Source organism: Clostridium ljungdahlii DSM 13528 (genome assembly GCF_000143685.1).
Lineage (GTDB): Bacteria > Bacillota > Clostridia > Clostridiales > Clostridiaceae > Clostridium_B > Clostridium_B ljungdahlii.
Window position 1 is genome coordinate 3,103,733 of sequence record NC_014328.1, and the last position, 21,715, is coordinate 3,125,447.

The 21,715-nt window shown below is 31.6% G+C and carries 19 protein-coding genes; all 19 read right to left on the minus strand.

Annotated features, from left to right (window positions below; genetic code table 11):
* Positions 1-31: 31 nt before the first annotated feature.
* The gene (locus tag CLJU_RS13855) at positions 32-871 is read right to left on the minus strand and encodes a DNA-binding domain-containing protein (protein WP_013239450.1); all 840 of its coding nucleotides are present in this window, start codon (positions 869-871) and stop codon (positions 32-34) included.
* Positions 849-2,135: an ATP-binding protein gene (locus tag CLJU_RS13860; protein ID WP_013239451.1), complete on the minus strand. Its 1,287-nt coding sequence runs from the start codon at positions 2,133-2,135 to the stop codon at positions 849-851. The genes CLJU_RS13855 and CLJU_RS13860 overlap by 23 nt, the downstream gene beginning before the upstream one ends.
* A 78-nt stretch (positions 2,136-2,213) precedes the next feature.
* Entirely contained in the window at positions 2,214-2,420 is a 207-nt protein-coding gene (locus tag CLJU_RS13865) for a hypothetical protein (protein WP_041705147.1), read from the minus strand.
* Positions 2,421-2,507: 87 nt separating this feature from the next.
* Complete coding sequence (locus tag CLJU_RS23175; RefSeq protein ID WP_278244728.1) at positions 2,508-2,636, minus strand: hypothetical protein; 129 nt, start codon at positions 2,634-2,636, stop codon at positions 2,508-2,510.
* A gap of 314 nt (positions 2,637-2,950) precedes the next feature.
* Complete coding sequence (locus CLJU_RS13870; protein ID WP_013239452.1) at positions 2,951-4,246, minus strand: glycoside hydrolase family 18 protein; 1,296 nt, start codon at positions 4,244-4,246, stop codon at positions 2,951-2,953.
* A gap of 195 nt (positions 4,247-4,441) precedes the next feature.
* Positions 4,442-5,326, minus strand: coding sequence for a 2-hydroxy-3-oxopropionate reductase (gene garR, locus CLJU_RS13875; RefSeq protein ID WP_013239453.1), 885 nt, complete (start codon positions 5,324-5,326; stop codon positions 4,442-4,444).
* A gap of 158 nt (positions 5,327-5,484) precedes the next feature.
* Positions 5,485-7,008: a galactarate dehydratase gene (gene garD / locus CLJU_RS13880; RefSeq protein ID WP_013239454.1), complete on the minus strand. Its 1,524-nt coding sequence runs from the start codon at positions 7,006-7,008 to the stop codon at positions 5,485-5,487.
* Positions 7,009-7,039: 31 nt separating this feature from the next.
* On the minus strand, positions 7,040-8,182 hold the full coding sequence (locus CLJU_RS13885; RefSeq protein WP_013239455.1) for a glycerate kinase family protein: 1,143 nt from the start codon (positions 8,180-8,182) through the stop codon (positions 7,040-7,042).
* Between the two features lie 300 nt (positions 8,183-8,482).
* On the minus strand, positions 8,483-9,838 hold the full coding sequence (locus CLJU_RS13890) for an MFS transporter (RefSeq protein WP_013239456.1): 1,356 nt from the start codon (positions 9,836-9,838) through the stop codon (positions 8,483-8,485).
* A gap of 264 nt (positions 9,839-10,102) precedes the next feature.
* Entirely contained in the window at positions 10,103-11,452 is a 1,350-nt protein-coding gene (gudD, locus tag CLJU_RS13895) for a glucarate dehydratase (protein WP_013239457.1), read from the minus strand.
* Positions 11,453-11,641: 189 nt separating this feature from the next.
* Entirely contained in the window at positions 11,642-12,403 is a 762-nt protein-coding gene (locus tag CLJU_RS22985) for a hypothetical protein (RefSeq protein ID WP_013239458.1), read from the minus strand.
* Positions 12,404-12,475: 72 nt separating this feature from the next.
* Positions 12,476-12,931 carry a hypothetical protein gene (locus tag CLJU_RS22990; protein ID WP_013239459.1) on the minus strand — a complete coding sequence of 152 codons (456 nt, stop codon included), beginning with the start codon at positions 12,929-12,931 and terminating at the stop codon, positions 12,476-12,478.
* 160 nt (positions 12,932-13,091) lie between these two features.
* On the minus strand, positions 13,092-14,417 hold the full coding sequence (locus CLJU_RS13905; RefSeq protein WP_013239460.1) for a gluconate:H+ symporter: 1,326 nt from the start codon (positions 14,415-14,417) through the stop codon (positions 13,092-13,094).
* 418 nt (positions 14,418-14,835) lie between these two features.
* Positions 14,836-16,182: an enolase C-terminal domain-like protein gene (locus CLJU_RS13910; RefSeq protein WP_013239461.1), complete on the minus strand. Its 1,347-nt coding sequence runs from the start codon at positions 16,180-16,182 to the stop codon at positions 14,836-14,838.
* Positions 16,183-16,412: 230 nt separating this feature from the next.
* The gene (locus CLJU_RS13915) at positions 16,413-16,862 is read right to left on the minus strand and encodes a dehydroquinate synthase/iron-containing alcohol dehydrogenase family protein (RefSeq protein WP_013239462.1); all 450 of its coding nucleotides are present in this window, start codon (positions 16,860-16,862) and stop codon (positions 16,413-16,415) included.
* Positions 16,863-17,042: 180 nt separating this feature from the next.
* The gene (locus tag CLJU_RS13920; RefSeq protein ID WP_013239463.1) at positions 17,043-18,491 is read right to left on the minus strand and encodes a DASS family sodium-coupled anion symporter; all 1,449 of its coding nucleotides are present in this window, start codon (positions 18,489-18,491) and stop codon (positions 17,043-17,045) included.
* A 59-nt stretch (positions 18,492-18,550) separates the two neighbouring features.
* A complete protein-coding gene (speE, locus tag CLJU_RS13925; protein ID WP_013239464.1) occupies positions 18,551-19,423 on the minus strand; it encodes a polyamine aminopropyltransferase in 873 nt (290 codons plus the stop codon).
* Positions 19,424-19,530: 107 nt separating this feature from the next.
* Positions 19,531-20,430 (minus strand): aldo/keto reductase, encoded by a 900-nt coding sequence (locus CLJU_RS13930; RefSeq protein ID WP_013239465.1) that lies wholly within the window; start codon positions 20,428-20,430, stop codon positions 19,531-19,533.
* A gap of 34 nt (positions 20,431-20,464) precedes the next feature.
* A complete protein-coding gene (locus CLJU_RS13935; RefSeq protein WP_013239466.1) occupies positions 20,465-21,616 on the minus strand; it encodes a sugar diacid recognition domain-containing protein in 1,152 nt (383 codons plus the stop codon).
* Between the last annotated feature and the right edge of the window lie 99 nt (positions 21,617-21,715).

Sequence of the window (21,715 nt, forward strand, 5' to 3'; positions counted from 1 at the left end):
AAGAACTTTTAATTTAATACTATGCTATTTTTTATTCATCCTGGCATTTAAGTACGAGCCCTTCAAAAAACTTATTTACAGAAACTTTTCCTCCTGTTTTCCTTTTATGATTTATATAATCCATTTCAGCTTTTACATTGGTAAAATCAAAAAGTGTATTTGCATATGTATGAAAAGTATCATCAGCATAATCCTCTATACCCATATTAGCTGTATTAGTAAATCCTACTTTTATTGCCCTTCTTATCCTTTGCTTTACAACTTGGGCATTATCTCCTAGATAGTTTTTCAAATCATCTAAATTGCATTCTACAAAATTTCTATTATTCTTCATAAGATATAAACTTACCTTGATTATATCATTTGTACCTTTCTCTCCGAGCATACCAAGCATACCTAGAATATGCTTTACTTTGACCAGATTTTCATTTTCAGTTTTGTCAACCTTTTTACTTTTATTTGAAGTTTTAAGCATTTTCTTTATATTAGACAGCATATTCTCCATTTCTACCCTTTCTGTCACTTTTGAAATTACTTTTTTAACCTCAATCTTATTTATTGGCTTATTTATAAAAAATTCTATTCCTGCTTCATAAGACTCTGCTCTTAAATCACTATCTAATACTTGAGATATCATAATAAAACAAATGCTTGAATCCAAGCTTTTAAGTTTTCTTACAAGAACATTTCCATCCATTTCGGGCATAAGAAGATCTACAAGTACAATATCAGGTTTAAATAAAAGTATGTCATTAAAAGCATCTTCACTATTGCATGAACTTCCTACAACTTCAAAATTGCCGTCTTCTTCTATTATCATAGTTAATATTCTAACTATGCTTATATCATCATCTACAACATAAAATCTCATCCTGATCGCCTTCTATCTTCTCCTCTTTTATTTTTATAGTAAACTCTGTGCCTTTTTTTTCTTCTGAAACAACTGATATTGAGCCCTTAAAAATATCAGTTACAATTCCATTTACATGAGTAAGACCTATTCCTCTGCATATATCTCCGGTTTCTTTATTAAATTTCGTTGAAAATCCAGGATTAAAAACATAAGCTAAATCCTTCTTTTTTATTCCTGATCCATTATCTGACACTACAAAAATGCATTCACCTTGTCTTTTACTAATAACAATTCTTATATAGCCATTTTTTCTCTTTTCCATAGATTCAATACTATTGTAAATTAAGTTCCTTATAATTGAAACCAGATAATAATGTTTCTCTACGCTGAAATTATCATATATCTTAAAATCTAAGTATACATTTAACTTATTTCTTCTTATATGTTCTTTTACATCTGCTTCAACAATATCCATAATATCCTTAATGTTCATCTTAACATTATCATATTTTTTATCAAATATCTCTTCTAAACCTTTTATAACACTTGCATAATCTTTCTTTATTTCATGAACATCCTTTGCAACATCTAAAGACGCATTTTGAAATTCAACTGGATAATTATTTTCAGACAACGTTTTATAAAGATAATAAGCCTTTTTCATAACACCTTCAATATCTGTTTTATTTTTATTCATAAAATATACTTCACTTTTAATTTTTGAAGTAATAAGTATCAGCTTTCTATATCTCTTCTCATGTTCTTCCCTTACAAGTAAAAAACTATAATATCTAAATAACAATATTACACCTACTGCTATTGTAGATCTTATAAAAGCTATAATTACGAGGTCTTGAAACATAATATACTTATATCCTTTGAAAGCCATAAGTGCACTTAGTTCTAAAACATTACCAATAAAATCACTTAAAACAGCTGAAACAAAAAAATTAGTCAAATTTGCCTCTATTTTCTTCCAATATAAAAAATAATATACCATTCCATATGTAAAATAAAATAGAATATCAGTAAAAACTGGACTAACTATTTGATGTAAACTAGTATTACTTATGTACATAATAAGTCCTCTATAAAGTGGTGAAGCTATTCCAACTATAGCTGTTAAATAAAGAGGATTAATTTCCCTATTAAAATAGAGAAGAATAGGCAGCACAATTACAGATAATGTTATTGTAAAACCAGGTGCAAATAAATTAAAATATACCTGTGAACTAAGGGCAATGCATGCAGCAATGATAAAAACAGTTTTTATCTTTTTCATAGTATCCTTCCTTTTTTATTTTTATTATCTTACATGACTAGTATTGCATTCGTTTTACCTTTTGTGTTCATTTTTATTTTAGCAGTATCTTCTACTTAGCATATCTATAATTTCTTGGCCTCTTATACCTTTCCCTTCTTCCAATCCATCCTCATAAGCAGCCTTTAACAAATGCTTTATTAGTTCACAGTTCCATTTATTATTCAAATCTATAGTTATATTACTATTTTTATCAATATCTTTTTCACCTTCCTCTATCAATTCATCAAAATACTTGTCCTTCATTTTTTATTTTCTCACCTTCCTCATAAAAAATTATATCATGTAATTATCGTCGTATTATTTTAATACTATATGTAAGTAGTATGGTTTTTACAGTATACTGTCTGGCACAGTTTTTATTATTAAATTTTCAAGCTCTCTTTTAAATTTTCCATATTGGCTTTCAAGGCATACAACTATTAATTTAAATTTATCTGTTTTATTATACCTATTTATCATCTGGCTCTGCTTTACTTTTACTATTTTCTCTCCATCATTAGTTACCAGAATAACAGCCTGTCCTTATAATACATAGTAATTGTTCCATTATATCTAATCCATCTATTATCATTTGTATTTGAAACACCATTCTGAATACCTAACTTCTAACTCAAAAAAATAATTAGCACAAACTATAAAAGTACCCTGTAAGATTAGACACAACCTCTTTTAATATGTCTACCCTACAGGGTACAGTTTAAACAGTATTAAACAGTTTTTAATAATTAAACTATGGAGGAAAAAACTAATTTCACAATTGTATTCTACTCATATCACCTAGCCGGTATAACTTTTTCAATATTGAACATATTATCAAGTACCTGCCAGTTTTCTGGGAACGGCTTTGCTAAAACCCAGTAGCTAACACCTCGAAGTCCATATTCATTTACAAGTTTATATTTGGCCTTTACACTTCTTGCATCTTCAAACCAAACTACATGCTGCCGTCTTTCTTCATCTATATAGTTATAATATGGTGATTGTGCTTTTTGATCATACCTTATGACAGCTCCGTATCTTCTTGCTCTATCCACCGCTTCTCTATTTCCCACACTTTCTGCAAATTCTCCTCCTGGAGTGTATGGAAGTGTCCAATCATATCCATAAAGTGGCATTCCCATCATTATCTTATTAGGAGGTATTACAGTTACAGCATAGCTTATTACTTTTCTCACTTCATTAATTGGGGCAACGGCCATAGGTGGGCCACCTGACCACCCCCACTCGTAAGTCATTATTATTACAAAATCAACTATCCTGCCGTGAGCACTGTAATCATGAGCTCCATGCCATGCACCAGCTTTTACATCATATGTTTTAGGTGCCAATGCAGTTCCAACTACATATCCCAGTGGGTGTAGTCTTGCTACTAATTTCTCAAGGAAGCGGTTATACTTCGTTCTATTTTCTGGTTGAATCCTTTCAAAATCTACTATAGTTCCATAATAACCTTTTCTCCTCATCATATCTATCATATTATTTATAAGATTATTTTGAGCTTTCTCATCATTAAGGAACTTTCCTATTAGCTCAGTATCAAAGTTTTTCTCAGATAAATTTGTAACTGAAAGTAACGGTGCAACCCTATTATTTTTTCCAACCGCAATAATTGTTTCATCCCTAAGCGGAGTCAATCCCCCTTCTGCAGTAATATGATGACTAAAAGGAGTTATATAAGTTAGATATGGTGCTGCATCAATTACAATTCTAGTTTCTTTTTCATCAGTAGAAGGTTGTATAAAACCATTTGTTTCAATAGTTCCATAGTTTTTGGATTTTTCAGGTATTCTAAGTGTCATACCTGGATAAATAGCGGAAGAACTTGACATGTTATTTAAACTCAGTATGCTGTTTACGGAAACTCCAAATTTTTGAGCTATAGACCACAGCGAATCTCCTGCTTTAACCCTATAGGCTCTTTCCCTTGATGGAATTACAATTGATTGTCCAACTACTAAACTTTCCCTTGGATTGAGGTCGTTGGCCTTTATTATACTGTCCGGAGAAACTCCAAATTTTCTAGCTATAGACCATGTAGAGTCTCCTGGACGGACTACATATATATTCAAATATATATACGCTCCTTTTTTATTTACTACCATTAGTTATTATATTCAATAACTCTATTTCTGTTCTAAAATACAAGTGGATATTTTAATTTCTTACTATAGAAATGATTTTTTATAATTATATGCATATATCTTAAAATTGGAAAATATATAAAAAAGGAATCTAGCCAAATTTCAAACTAGATTCCTACAAAATTATTTAGTTACTTTAACTTTTCCTAATTTCTCATAGAATTTTACTAGAGCAGAATGATCGCTTTGTCCTTCTCCATCTAAATGCAAATTTCTAAGCATTTCCAATACTTGATTTGTAAGGAAAAGTGGTGCTCCTACTCCTGCTGCAGTTTCAACAGCATTCTTTAAATCTTTTATATGTAGGTCAATTTTGAATCCTGGCTTGAAATTTCTGTCTAGTACCATTGGAGCTTTAGCATCTAATACAGTACTTCCAGCTAGTCCTCCACGAATAGCATTGTAAATTAATTCTGGAGATACACCAGCTTTAGTTCCTAGTACAAATGCTTCTGACATAGCTGCTATATTTAATGCAACAATTACCTGGTTTGCTAACTTTGTTACATTACCTGCACCAACATCACCACATAGTACTGCACTTGTACCCATCTTCAAAAGTAAATCTTTATATTTTTCAAAAACTTCTTTCTTTCCGCCTACCATCATAGATAAACTTCCGTCAATAGCTTTTGGTTCTCCACCACTTACTGGAGCATCCAACATGTCAATTCCTTTTTCTTCTAATTTTTTAGCTATTTCTCTAGAAACAAGTGGTGCTATGGAGCTCATATCAATAAATACGGAACCCTTTTTTATTCCCTCAATAACACCATTTTCTCCCAAGACAACTTCTTTAACCTGTGGAGAATTTGGAAGCATCGTTATTATAACATCACTTTTAGCTGCAACATCTTTTGGTGAAGCTCCTCTTTCAGCTCCTGCTTTTTCCAGTTCTTCTTCTGATGCCTTACTGCGATTATAAACTACAAGGTCATAACCTGCCTTTATTAAATTCTTTGACATTGGTTTTCCCATTATTCCAAGTCCGATAAATCCTACTTTCATAAGTCAATCCTCCTGTATTTCTATTTTATAATAATATTATCATACCTTTGCATTTATCATTCAATGTTCATTTGCACAAAAATAATTTATTACTAGTAAACTATTTTATATATATGCATAACATTTTACAATCTACTATTTTGTCATCAAGTCAATTATCATGTAATTGGTGCAGGATTAAAAATTGATAATGCATTATAAATTCCATGTACATCTGCATAAGTTTTTTTAGTTCCACTAGCTATATCTATTATCAATTTAAAAAGTTCTAAACCAACCTCTTCAATTGTCTTTTCACCTGTGGCAATTCTTCCTGCATCTAGATCTATTAAATCATTCCATTTTTCTTTAAGTGCTGTATTAGTTGAAACTTTTATAACAGGGGCAATCATTAAATTATATGTAGTACCTCTTCCAGTAGTAAACACTTGTAAAGTCATACCTGATGATAACTGCATTGTCCCACAAACAAAATCGCTTGCTGGTGTTGCAGCATAGGTCATACCTCTTTTTCTAATACGCTCTCCTGGAGATAATACATCCACTATGCTTGTACTACCTGATTTAGCTACCGATCCAAGTGCTTTATCTACAACATTTAAAAGGCCACCTTTTTTATTTCCTGGTGAAGGGTTTGCATCTCTATCAACATGTGATTCGTCCAAATATTTATCATACCATTTCATTTCCTTAACAAGTTTCGCAAGTACTTCATCACTAACTGTTCTAGGTGCCAGCAAATGAACTGCATCTCTAATTTCAGTCACTTCAGAAAACATTACCTTTGCACCTGATCTAACTAATAAATCTGCTGCAAATCCTACTGCTGGGTTTGCCGTAACTCCTGAAAAAGCATCACTTCCACCGCACTGAAGTCCAACTACTAAATCAGATACAGGACATTTGGTTCTAACTCTTGAATTTAACTTTTTAAGTTTTTTTTCTGCTCTTTTCATAATTTCATCAATCATTTTATTAAATCCAAAACATTCCTGTAGTATTACAAGATTTTCATCTTTTATTTCAGGAAAAAGTAATGTAGGTACTAATTTTTCGCATCCAAGAGATACTGTCAGCATTTCACCACCAAAATTAGGATTCTGGGATAAATTTCTTATTGCCCTTATAGGAATTTCAGAATTATCACCATGTATTGCAACACCACATCCATATAGATGATTCAAAGCCACAACAGCATCAACATTTTTATACTTAGGTAAAAGCTCATTTTTGATTCTCTCTACTGCAACATTGACAACACCTTGTACACATTGAACTGTTGTAGTTATTCCAAGTATATTTTTAGTTCCAACGCTGCCATCTTCATTTTTATATCCCATAAATGTGTAACCTTGTAAAGGTTCATATTTATCAATCATTTTACCGCTTTTTAATTCATTTAATGAATGTGCCTTAGGTAGTCTAACTTCATCGTGTGCTACCCGACTTCCCTTTTTTAAATTTTTTTTTGCAAATCCAATTATTTCTCCATACCTAATAAAAGGTTCATCCTTTGAAATATCTTTTAAAAGCACTTTATTAGCTTGCGGTATATCCTGCAGCAATTTCAATCCATTTTCAAAAGTAATTCCCTTTTTAAGTCCATCTTTGTTTACTATTATAGCTACATTGTCTTCAGGGTTAACTTTAATATACAAAGGTTTTAATTGATTACTATCCATTTAACTTTAACCTCCTTATATGTGATTTTAACTATTTTACATTCATTAATCTTACTATATTTTCAACTGTTTTCTCTATATTTTCACTGCCTTTTTTTAGAGCACAGTCTAATGTGGTCACACCTCTAACAATACTAAAAATTGAATCTATACCCTTTTCATATAATACATCTATACCATTTTCAACACTACCTGCCAGTGCTACTACAGGCTTATTATATTTTTTTGCTATCATAGCTACTCCAATTGGAGTTTTTCCATATTGTGTTTGGAAATCTATACTACCTTCACCGGTAAAAACTATATCTGCTTGCTTAATTTTTTCTTCCAACTTAGAATATTCTATAACTATATCAATACCATTTTTAAGTTCTCCTTTTAAGAAAACCATAAGTCCAGCTCCTAATCCACCAGCCGCACCTGCTCCAGGTATGTTTAGTACATCTACATTAATTTGCTCCTTAATTATCTTAGCATAATGCTTTAAGTTATCATCCAATACTTTAATCATTTCGGGAGTAGCTCCTTTTTGTGGTCCAAAGATATTAGAAGCCCCTTCTTTTCCACAAAGAGGATTAGTAACATCGCAAGCTACTTCTAATTTAACATTCTTCAAACGAACATCAAAATTTGTTAAATCAATTTTTTCTATTTTACTTAACTCACCACCGCCAAATCCAATTTCCTTTCCATATCTGTTCGTAAATTTTCCTCCTAGAGCTTGAATTGCACCTACACCACCATCATTAGTAGAGCTTCCCCCTATGCCAACTAACAATTTTTTTATATTGTGGTTTAAACACTCTCTTATTAATTGTCCTGTTCCGTAAGTTGTTGTTATGAGCGGATTTCTTTTTTCTTTTGGCACCAAACCTATTCCGCTTGCGCTAGCCATTTCTATAATACCTGTTTCGCCGTCTCCTAAAATACCATATTCAGCTTCTACTTCATCTCCAAGTGGTCCAATTACTTTTAATTTATATATATATCCTCCTGTAGCATCAACAAGAGATTGCATTGTTCCCTCTCCCCCGTCAGCCATAGGCACTTGTATACATTTAATATTTTTATTTACTCTTTTTATTCCTTTTTCCATAGCTTCACAAGCTTCTTTTGCAGTCATACTCTCTTTGAAGGAATCTGGTGCCAGCAAAATACTAAAATCCTTTTTCATGTTTAAACCCTCCTGTTGCCTAAAATCTATTCAAGAACTTAGCTTTTCTAATATATCTAAATTCTATATTAAAGTTAGATGTTTCTATTAAAAGCGTTTACTGTTCATCATCTATTTCTATTTTATTATTGTACTTTTTTACAAGTGAAACAATATTCAGTTGCACAAATATCATTTGTCTTTAATATTTTCTTTTTATCTATTTGCATAACTTATTTTTGATCCTACTTCTTATATATAAAATAGGATTTGGCATTGAATTTAGTGTCAAATCCTATACTGCAATAAAAGTTTTTATTGTTACTTAACAACTTTCACATTTTCGCTTACATGAAACTTTTTACTTAAATCAACAGGTTCTACCTTATCTACTATAAACAGGAAAGCCAAAGCTCCAACAACAGCAACTGCAGAAGTATAATCCATAGCCAAATGAAAATTACCAGTTTTTTGATGCAAAACTCCAAAAATTATTGGACTAACTATACCAGATAAATTTCCACAAAGATTAAGTACACCTCCAACTCTACCTATCATACTTTTAGGTAAGACATCACTTAGAGCTACCCATCCTAAGTTAGAAGCTGCATTTGCGAAAAATGCAATTGATAAAATAATTACAGCTACAATAGGTGTCTTTTCAAAGAAATTTGCTAAACATAGAATGGATGTAAAAAGTAAGCCTGCAACTATTGGTATTTTACGAGCTACAGTCAATGATGTTTTTTTCAATAAATAATCACTTAAAAATCCTCCAAATAGAACTCCTGCCATGGCCATCATATAAGGTAATATTGCCATAAATCCTGCTTTTTGTATTGGTAATTTCAATCCTTTTTGAAGGTAAACTATAAACCATGTCATAAAAAAATATAAAGTAGATGCTATAGCAAATTGTGTAATAAATATTCCCCACACTCTTCTTTGCTTTATTACATATAAAATTTCATCTAATGAAATCTTATCTTCCTTTTTTTCTCCAATTTCATTAGGATTGTAAGCACCATTATTTTTAAGATAATCTAATTCCTCTTGATTTATGCTTTTACTGTCTTTAGGATCTCTGTATACAGCCAACCATATGATACCAAAAACGATTGCAATTCCACCAGAAAGATAAAATACTGATTCCCAACTTATTTTAGCAACCATCATAGCCAATATAGGAGTAAATACTGCTAATCCTATGTATTGTGCAGATGAATAAATGCTTATTGCCCTAGCCCTTTCATTACTTGGAAACCAAAGTGCTGCTATTTTTGTATTGCTCGGAAAGGCAGGTCCTTCAGCTATTCCAATTAATATTCTACAAACTATAAGTACCATAAATGAAGCACCAATACCTGCAAACAATCCCTGAGAACTAAATGCCATAATAAATGTGAAAAATCCCCATAATACCATAGCTCCACCATATAAGAATCTTGCCCCAATTTTATCTAATATCATTCCAACTGGTATTTGAACTATAACATAAGACCACGTGAATGCCGAAAATAAAACTCCTAACTGGGTAGAATTTATTTTCAGCTGTTTTTGAATTGCAGTACCTGCAACTGATAAATTAGCTCTATCAAGATATGTTATTGCAACAGCCACAAAAAGCATTAGCAATATCAAAAAACGTACTTTTGTAGGTTTCTTTTCCATATACATATTTTCATTCCTCCACGATTATTTAATAAATAACTTATTATTTACCTAGGTTACTTTAATGCCTTAAGACTTTTATAAATGTTTACAAGTTTATTATCATATTTTTCGACATTTCATTCAATGTTCAGCTGCACAAACTTAAATCGTTATCATGGGCATTTTTTCATCTATATGCATAACTTATTTTTGATTTAAATATGCATATATAAATTTAGGACTATTACACTAAATAGCTAGTGCAACAGTCCTAAACGAAAGCATATTTTATCTTACTAAACAAGGACGTTTATTATTAAACTTCCAACCTGGAATCAGAAATTGCATAGCAACTGAATCATCACGTGCCCCTAATGACATTTTTGTATATAATTCATTAGCTTTCTTGACTTGTTCCATATCTATCTCTACACCCAAGCCTGGTTTGTCTGGAATATCTATCATACCACCTACAATTTTAAATGGATCTTTAGTCAAATACTGACCATCCTGCCATATCCAGTGTGTATCAATTGCAGTTACATTTCCTGGGGCTGCGGCTGCTGTTTGAGCATACATTGCAAGTGAAATATCAAAATGATTATTTGAATGTGAACCCCAAGTAAGTCCAAAATCTCTACAAGTTTGTGCTACTCGCACTGAACCTTCCATCGTCCAAAAATGTGGATCAGCTAATGGAATATCTACTGAATGCAGCTGAAGAGAATGTACCATCTGTCTCCAGTCCGTTGCAATCATATTAGTAGCAGTAGGCAAATCAACAGCTCTCCTAAATTCAGCCATGACCTCACGCCCTGAAAAACCATTTTCAGCTCCACAAGGATCTTCGGCATAAGCCAAAACGCCTTTTATGTTTTTGCACAACTTTATAGCTTCATCTAATGACCATGATCCATTTGGATCAAGAGTTATACGAGCATCTGGAAAACGTTTAGCCAAAGCTGTTACAGCTTCTATTTCCTTTTCTCCACTTAAAACTCCGCCTTTCAATTTAAAATCTTTGAATCCATAGCGTTCCTGTGCAGCTTCTCCAAGTCTTACAACAGCTTCTGGAGTCATTGCTTCTTCAATACGCAATCGTGACCAATCATCCTTTGAATCAGGTTCACTTACATAAGGTAAATTTGTTTTTCTCCTATCACCTACAAAGAATAAATATCCCAAAACTTTAACTGATTTTCTCTGCTGACCTTCACCCAATAATTGGCAGGCTGGTACATTAAGAAATTTTCCCATTAAATCAAGTAATGCTGCTTCTATTGCAGTAGCTGCATGTATAGTAGTACGCAAATCAAATGTCTGGAGTCCACGTCCACCAGCATCTCTAGATGAAAAAGTTTCTTTTACATTTCTAATTATTGATTTATATTTTCCAATACTTTGTCCCACAACTAACGACTTTGAATCCTCTATTGTCTTACGTATAGCTTCGCCTCCTGGTACTTCTCCAACACCAGTACTTCCTGCATTATCCTTTAAAATTACAATATTACGTGTAAAAAAAGGTCCGTGTGCTCCACTTAAATTAAATAACATACTATCATGTCCTGCTACAGGAATAACTTGCATGTCAGTAACAACAGGTGTATTCTTTATCATATTTTTATTGTCATTCATATTCTAACCTCCATAATAACGTTTTCCTTTGTTTTTCAATAAAACTTATATTACTTTATAATATAATTATTATACTTTAAAATTTTCTATTCAATGTTCAATTGCACATATATTAATCTTTAACGTCAACTTATTTTTATAGATATGCATAATACCCTTCAAGCTGCAATTAAATTACAGATAAACCTTTTACCACAAGTTTCCTTCTTCATTAAATTTCATATACTCCGGTTCACTTTCCACTTCTAGATCAGGATAGTTTTTCATTTCATCATAGTAGGCCTCTGATAACATAATATGACCAATATGTAAACTGTTAGGTATTCTTACTACCTTTGACGCCTTTTTATTAACTCCCACACATGTTCTAATACAAAGCTGTATAGCTTCTTTATCATTTGCCACAACACAGGGTATCCTTGCAGATTCCAGTACTGTACTTGTAATACAATTAGGATACATTTTTTCTAAATCCAATTTATCAAACAGTCTTTTTGTTATAACATTTGAAAGTCCTACACCTAAACCATTTCCATGAGATTCTTTACTTATATCAAGCATTGCCGTTCTCTGTACTTTTACACCACCTGATGCATATTTTGTAGAAAATGTTCCTGTAATATTAGGATCCACACCTGTTCCGCTATAATTTTTCCCTATTTCATCAACAACAAGTACATCACATCTTCCAACTATAATCTTAGGCATATTAGCAAAAGCCTCTTGTAATAACTTCGGCTCTTCTTCTGCAATTTCATCGCTGTTAACTGCTATTATCTTACATGTCTCATCAAAAGCATTTTCTATACACGGTATGGCAAAGAGAATTGGTGCATGTTTAATAATTGCATTTCCTATAATAGGTATATTCTTTGCAATATTTTGCATTCCTTGTTCATGAACATGCTCTGCTCCAGCTTGCTTACCTAAACCAACTGCCATCATTTTCATAATTCCACTTTCGTATTTACCTCTAAAGGCATTATGAGGTTTAATACGACATGAAATTATAATACCATCAGCTTATGCAGCATTTTTATCTATTACCACTTCTCTTCCATCCTCTGTATGTCCTATCATTTTGACTTCCATAGAAGATTTAATTGGGCATCCCAAATACTCTTCTGTAAGACCATAACCTGCTAATAATTCGAGTTGTCCTTCAGCAGTTGCTCCACCATGACTACCCATTGCAGGAACAACAAATGGATTTGCTCCTTTAGATGTTACAAAATCTACTATAGATTTTGTTATAATAGCTACATTAGCAACACCTCTGCTGCCAGCTGTAATAGCAATATTCATTCCCGGTTTAATCTTATCAGAAAATTTCTTTTGTGCTAATTCTTTTTTTACTACTTCAGGTATATTTTTTGATTCAATAATAGGTCGTGGGAAGATCTGCCTTACCTTAAACATCTTTGGGATATATACATTTTCCAGCAACTTAGATACTACTCCACCTTTTTTTATTTCCATATTAGCTCTCCTTTTCTATTTCATTCATCATATTAATATATATTTTTTAGATATGGTTTTTGTCAATTTTACACTAATCAGCAGTAGAACTCTTCTTTTATAAGGAAATGTAATATATAATTTAAAAGGCATCTGGTGAATCAGATACCTTTTAAATTGACTAATGTACAAAAATATTTAATATTAAAACACCAATTAAACCAATAACAGAAAGAATACACGTATAACTTGTCCTAGTTTTTATTGCATCTGCCACTGATAGTCCAAAGTACTCTTTATACATCCAAAATCCAGGATCGTTTACATGAGATGCAAATATACTTCCTGTAGTAACTGCAAGTACCATTAAACTAGTATTAACTCCTGATGAAGCTGCCAGCGGCATTACTAATCCTGCTGCAGCTGTTACCGCTACAGTAGCTGATCCAAGTGCTGTTCTCAAAATTGCTGCAATAAACCATGCCAATACTATTGGTGAAAAATTTAATCCTTTCGTTATAGAAACAATTGTATTTCCTACTCCAGAATCAACTAATACCTGTTTAAAAGCTCCTCCTGCACCAATTATAAGAATAATCATTGCAATGGCTTTTACAGATTCACTCATACTTTTCGTTATATCGTCTAAACTTCTATTGCATCCAAATCCAAAAGTAAACATTGCAATAATTACTGTAATCATCAATGCTATAGGTGCATCTCCAAAGAACTTAATGTATTTTAAAAGTGAAGATCCTTTAGGAAGAAACATTCCACTAAATTCGGAAATAGCTATTAAAATTACAGGTACAATTGCTGTAAATAAGCTTTTTCCAAAACTAGGCATTTCCTCATCCGTAAACAACTTACTTGTAGTTAAACCTTCTGGTATATGCGTCTTAGCATTTTTTACAATACTTGTTTTTGAAAATAAAATTCCTGCTATTATAGCCCCTGGAATTGCAAGAATTAGTCCTAAAAGAAGTGTTCCTCCTACACTAGCTTTAAACGCAGAAGCTACAAGGGTTGGACCAGGATGAGGTGGTAAAAAACTGTGTGTTACTGATAATGCAACAACAGCTGGAAATCCAACATAGATTAAAGGTAACTTTGTTTCCTTAACTATACTATAAATAATTGGTATTAATAAAATGAATGCTGCTTCAAAAAACATTGTGATTCCTACAATAATTGATGTTACCAGCATAGCCCATTGAACTCTTTTCATTCCAAACTTATTAATCAAGGTAGTGGCAATACGCTGTCCAGCTCCACAATCTGACATAAGTTTACCAAGCATTGCTCCAAATGCAAGTATAAGTATTAAACTATTCAGCTGGCCTCCAATACCCTTATACATAGATTTAGTAACATTTCCTAACGGCATTCCTTCAAGAACACCAACTACCAACGAAACCAATATCAAAGAAATAAATCCATTAAGTTTACAAGGTATCATCAATACCAAAAGTAGTATTACTCCAATACCAACTATAACTAATGACATGTAAAACTCCTCCTTAATCATGTTTTATCAAATTATTTTATTGCAAACATTTACTTTACTTTTAATACAACCTTGGACTAATCATATGATATACTGAAATACTTAAAATTGAGTACTATAGAACTCTTATAAATACTTTGTAGTTTTATTATCATATTTTTCTATATTACCTTCAATATTCACCTGCACAAATTTTAATCGTTATCATAGTCATTTTTTCATCTATATGCATAAATATTTTTTTAGAAAATTTTAATTTTTCTCTGAATATCCCATTAAAAAAACATATACTATATTGCATTAATTCTTTTATTTTTACTATATAAAAGATTAAGAAAAAGAGCTGTATTAGTATAAAATATCCTTAACAAAGGCTTCATTTTATACTAATACAACTCTTTCTCTATATATTTATAATTTACCTTACCATACATGGTTTTTTACTATCAAATTTCCAATTCTTTATTAAATACTGCATGGATATAGAATCATCTCTATCCCCACAACTCATCTTAGTGTATAATTCATTAGCTTTCATAACCTTGTCCATGTCAACCTCCAAACCAAGCCCCGGCTTTTTAGGAAGTTCTATCAACCCATTAGATATTTTATATGGAGTCTTAGTTAAGTATTGTCCATCCTGCCAAATCCAATGAGTATCCATTGATGTAATTTCTCCTGGGGCTGCGGCAGCAACTTGAGTGAACACTGCTAATGATATATCAAAGTGATTATTTGAATGTGACCCCCAAGTATATCCCCATTCATTACATATTTGCGCCGCACGTACTGCACCATTCATTGTCCAAAAATGAGGGTCTGCTAAAATTATGTCAAGTGAATTTAATGAAAGGCAATGACCAAACTGACGCCAATCTGTTGCTATCATATTTGTTGCTACTCTTAGTCCTGTAGCTCTCTTAAACTCAGTCATAATCTCTCTTCCTGAAAAACCTTTTTCTGGTCCACAAGGATCTTCAGCATAGGATAAAGCTGTACCAGCATCCTTGCAAAGCCTTATAGCTTCTTCTAAAGACCATGCCCCATTAGGATCTATATTGACATTAGCATCTGGAAATTCTTTAGCTAAAGCTTTTATAGTTTCTATCTCCTTTTCTCCTTCAAATACCCCTCCTTTTAATTTAAAATCTTTTACCCCATAACGTTCTCTTACTGCATGAGCCTCTTCGATAATATCTTCTACAGTTACCATTCTCTTTCTTCTTATTTTAAACCATTGGTCCTTGCTATTGCTTTCATCAATATATGATAAATTCGTTTTATTTTTATCTTCTACGTAAAATAAATAACCCAGCATCCTCACAGCATCTCTTTGCTTGCCATCTCCAAGTAAAGATGCTACTGGAAGATCCATATATTGTCCTAATAAATCCAGTAATGCAGATTCAACAGCAGTTTCAGCATGAACTACAAAACACAAGTTTTTTAAATCAAGTTCTTGAATACCTTCTCCATTATTTTGATCTGCACCCCAAGTCTTATTTTTTAATTCATATATTATACCCTTATAATCACCTATATATTTGCCTATAACAAATGGCTTATAATTTTCCAAAGCCTTCCTAATATGCTCTCCTCCATGTATTTCACCAAGCCCTGTATTACCTGAATTATCTTTTATAATAACTATATTTCTTGTAAAAAATGGTGCATGAGCTCCACTTAATGTTAATGACATACTATCATATCCTGCTACTGGAATAACCTTCATATCTGTTACAATAGGTGTACCTTTACTAATCATATTAAGTCTCCTCCAAATTCTGTATTTCTATAAAATATAACTCATTTACATTATCATATTTTTTTATTTTTCCTTCAATGTTCATCTGAATAAATTTCAATCGTTATCATAACTACTTTTTTATATATATGCATAAATGTTTTCCTGCTATTATCACAAGTGCAGATAATAAGGTATTTCATTTGGATAAATGCTGATTATACGAGTACCTCCTGTTAATGACTCTAAACTTACCACATAGATTGCATACTGTTCCAAATTAGCCTTTTATCCTCTTCACCACATTTTATTTTACTGGAAATATATTCACCAATAATACTTAAATTTTTCTCTGTAGCACCTAATTGTATATCTCTTAATATAGTCGGCAAATTAATAGATCGTAAAAGACTTTTATATTGCTCAATATCAGCATTCGGACATCTATTAATTTTCATCTGAAGAGATAACCCTAAAGAAACTAATTCTCCATGAAAAACCTTAGCTTGTTGTTCTTTAAAAAATTTAGTTATGCAATTATAAAAATAATGTGCAATTGCCAACTGATTTCCGCTATTAGCTAGGGATGATGCCATACCAGTTAGTTTTCCAAATTGTTTGACTTCTCTTCCAACAGCTTCAAGTCCACCAGAAGTTTGAATGTATTTACTGATAAGTCCAATACTATTCTCCTTACACATTCTAATACCTCCTCTACTCTCTTCCAATATAATCATCATATTTTTTTAAAGTAATATCAATATTCAATTGCATAAATAGTTATAGCTATCACTTCTTGTTTTTATGTAATTGCATAGTGCCTTATTTAAAAATATATGATTTCTCATAGCAGAGGTTTAGAACTTAAAAAACTTTATATCTTAATATATTCCAATCAATTTCCACCACAACATTCCAATTCCAATGATAATTAAAAGATGTGCTATTGAAACACAAAAACCTACAAACCACCATTTCTTTTGCTTAACATATCCTTCTGAAAAATAAACTCCTCCTTGTGCTAATCCATAATGAGTAAGTCCAGAACTTAAAGCTGATATGTTAACTAATAAAAACATAGATACTATTGTTGGAGCTCCAGCACTTAGTAATATAGTTAAAAAGGCTGAAAATAGGGCAGTAAAGTGTACTGTATTGCTTGCAAACAAGTAATGCAAATAATACATTATAATACATACTATAATTAGTGTAAGCATCCATGATTTTGTATATATGTGGTCTCTTACTATACTACTTATCCATTTAATCACTCCCAATTTGTTTAATTGACCTGCCATCATCATAAATGCTCCTAGCCATATGAGTAAATTCCATATTTCTTTTTTGCCAGTAAATTCTTCCCAAGACACAATTCCTGTAGAAATCAGTATTATGAGCCCTAAGACTCCTACAGTTGTAACATCTAAATTTATCTTATTACCAATGATCCAAAGGAAAACTACTATTGCAAATACAAAAATCATTAGTTTCTCTGATTTACTTATAGGTCCTAATTCTTCTAATTTTTTATCCATCAATTCTTTAACATTGTCCATCTTTTTTATTTCTGGAGGACATAAAAAATAAATGATTATAGGTATAACTATAAAAGCTACCAATGATGGGAGTAATGCCATTAAAAACCACATGCCAAAAGTTATATTTTCTTTTACTCCCAAATCTCTAGCCATAGTAATTGCTAGTAAATTTACAACCGAAGATGTCATAAATAGAGAAGATGAAATAAGATTACTATGTAGTGCCGTAAGCATTAAAAATTCTCCCGCTTTTTTCTCAGTTCCATCTCCAACTTTTGATCCATAAGCTCTTGACAAAGATTTTGCAATAGGAAATACTATTCCACAAGACCTAGAAGCAGAACTTGGAATTAACATAGACAATATAATTTCACATATAACCAAAGAATATCCTGCACCTATGGTTCTCTTACCTATCTTCTTAATAAGATTATAGGCAATCCTTTTGCCAAGTCCTGTTTTAGTTATCCCTATGGAAAGGCAATCAGCACATACAATCAGCCAAATAACTCCTTCTGCATAGGACGAAAATGCTGTTTTTACTGTAATAATGTGTGTGCAAGTTAAAATAAATATGCCTATAAAGGATGCTAGTCCAAGTGATACAGCACCTAAAGCACAGGCAACTATAATAGCAATAAACACTGCCAAGAGGTACCATCCATTTCTAGGTACCATATTGGGTTTAGGTATAAAACAAATTATTACTCCAATTAAAATTGATATTAGTAAAGGTTTTAATTTAACTGAAGAATTAAATTTAATTGCCTTGAAATTTAAACTATTTACCATATAATCCTCCCCAAATAAATTTAGCTAACATAACAATGTTAGCTAAATTTATTATTTCTTTATTTTAAATCACTTATGAAATTTGGAAGGTCAAAACAGGACTTTACAATTTGTTTTGTTAAATAACGGGTATTTAAAGGCAATCTATCTACATCTATATTGCAAGGATCATAGACATCTGATGCCATTGTAAAGCTCCACAATCCTCCAGGATAAGTAGGAACAAAAGCTACATATGTTTTTACAATTTTAAAATTATCCTTTAATATTTTTCTCGTACTTTCAATTATATCACGATGCAGCATTGGAGATTCACTTTGACATACCATTACTCCGTCAGAATTTAATGTTTTTTTCACATTTTTATAAAATTCTTCTCCAAATAAATCTTTGGCAGGTCCCTCTGGATCTGGTGAATCAACTACTATTACATCATATTTAATATCTGTGTTTTTTACATATTGAACTCCATCTCCAAATTTGAAATTCACCCTTTTATCAAAATTTGCTCCTCCACTTATCTTTGGAAGAAACTTTATACATTCTCTTGTTACTATTTCATCCAACTCAACCATATCAATTGTTTTAAGTTCTTCATACTTTGAAAGTTCACGCACTGCCCCACAATCTCCTCCACCAATTACCAAAACCTTTTCTGGTTTTTTATGTGTAAGTACTGGAATATGAGTTATCATCTCATTATATATAAACCCATCTGCAGAAGTGGACTGCATTATTCCATCTAGTGCAAGACATGGTCCAAATGCCGCAGTGTCAATCAAAGCTATCTCTTGATAGGGGGATTTCAAATAAGAAAGTACCTTGTTAACTTTATAAGTGATCTTTAAATTTTTTTTCTCAACCTCAAACTCCTCAAACCACAGTTCGCCATCAACTTCTTTGAAATACTTTGGTAATTGATTTATTTTCATAATACTCCCTCCGTTATGATAAATATTTATATATCTAATAAAGTTTTACTCGATTAATTATAACTAAAACGAAGATGTATTTCAAAGATTAACCCAAATAAAAATTTTTAAAGTACATCCAAAGTTACTTTCCTAGTAGGCTTTGGAAATATCCTGTCAAGTTCAATTAAATCTTCTTTAGATAAAACAATTGATCCAGATCTTGCATTTTCTATTACGTGTTCCTCACAGGAAGCTTTAGGAATTGCAATCACATCCTTTGTCCTTATGCTCCAGGCCAAAAGTATCTGTAATGGCTTTGCATTATATTTTTTCGCCATATTTATTAAAATAGGATCATCTAATAACTGTCTTCTCAGTTTACCGCCTTTGGCAATTGGACAATACGCCATAATTGGCATGTTGTGCTTTCTCTGCCATGGCAGTAAATCAAATTCAATTCCTCTTGATCCCAGGTGATATAATACCTGATTAACCATACAATTTTCTCCATCTTTACAACTTAAAAATTCTTTCATATCTTCTGTATCTAGATTTGATACTCCCCATCTCAATATCTTTCCCTGCTTTTTCAATTTTTCCATGCCTTTTATCGTTTCTTCAAAAGGCACACTTCCTCTCCAATGCAAAAGATATAAATCTAAATGATCTGTATTCAATCTTCTTAAACTATTTTCACAAGCAGTAACTATATTTGAAAGTCCTGCATTGTGTGGATATACTTTAGATACAATAAATAGCTTGTCTCTAATGCCCTTTATTGCCTTACCTACTAAAACTTCAGAACCACCATCTCCATACATTTCTGCCGTATCTATAAGTGTCATTCCAAGCTTTATTCCCATTCTAAGAGTTTCTATCTCACTTTTTTTCGTTTGTGAATTTTCACCTAGATACCATGTGCCTTGTCCTAATGCTGGTACTAAAGCTCCATCTGGCAATTTTACCAGTCTTTTTTGATTTATGTTTCTAATTTGTTCTATCTCTTCATCACTTATTAAACTCAAAATATCAATCCCTTTCTTTGCATAATTATAACCACTAATTTTTATTAGTTTCAAAATTAATAATAGAGCAGTACAGCCAAAATAAATCAATATAATTTTTAGGATTCATATTAGTAATCTTATATATTTTGTTAAGACGATAATTAAGGGTATTTCTATGTATAAATAATTTATTTGATACTTTATTTAACTCTCCATTTTCTTCTATGAAAACTTTTAGTGTTTCTCTTAATTCACCATTCTTATCATTTAGTTCAATTAGTCCATAAGAATCCTTTAATTCATTGATCTTCCATTGTGCATTATCCTGAAACAATAACATTTCGTACTTCATTACATCAAAAATGTACACGTTATTATCAGGATGGCTTTTTTCTCCAAACAAAAGTGTTTCTCTGGCTATTTCATAGGATTTATGTATATCACTTAATTTAGTATATACCTTTCCAACAGATATTTTTACATCAGTATTAGTTTGATTTTGTATTTTCTCATAAATCCCATCTATTCTATCCTTACAAGTTATAGCCTTATATTTTATATTTGGACACTTATATAATAAAACAATAGTCTTTGAGTCAATAACTGCTACTAATGATTCTTTAAGAGTACCCTCTAAAATTGACACTATATTTTTTAATATATCCAAATCTTTTCTATTTGAAATCTGCTTAAAATTAACCTGTATAATAAAAATAGTCATAGGATAATTAGAAGCTATTTTAAATTTTTTAGTATACTTTTCAAGCAAACGAAATGATCCCTGATCATTTTTAATAAGTGAAAGTATCATATCCTCTTTAACCCTGTTACTCCATTCAAGTTCCTTCATAACATAAGCTTGTTCTATTATCATTTCTGCAGTCATTTTGATAAGCTTACCATATCCTATAACCTCATCTCTTTTTCCAGTAATACCTATTACTCCTACAATTTCATGTTCAAATTCAATAACTATATTTGTACCCTGTTCTACTCCATTTAACTTTCTACATTGATTTTCATCAATACTGAATTCAGATTTTCTTCCAATTGCAAGAACTGCACCCTCATGAACGCTTCCAATTCTATCTTTATTACCAGATGCTATTATAATACCCTGTTTATTCATTATATTAATATTTTTATTCACCGCTTTCATAGTTCTATCCACTATTTCTTCAGCCAATTTGGTGCTAATGTCCATTAATCTTCCCCCTGACTATATAATAAGAGTAAATCTTATTCTGCTACAATGTGCACATAAATAAAAAGCTTTAACTGATAACGATTAATATTTGTGCAA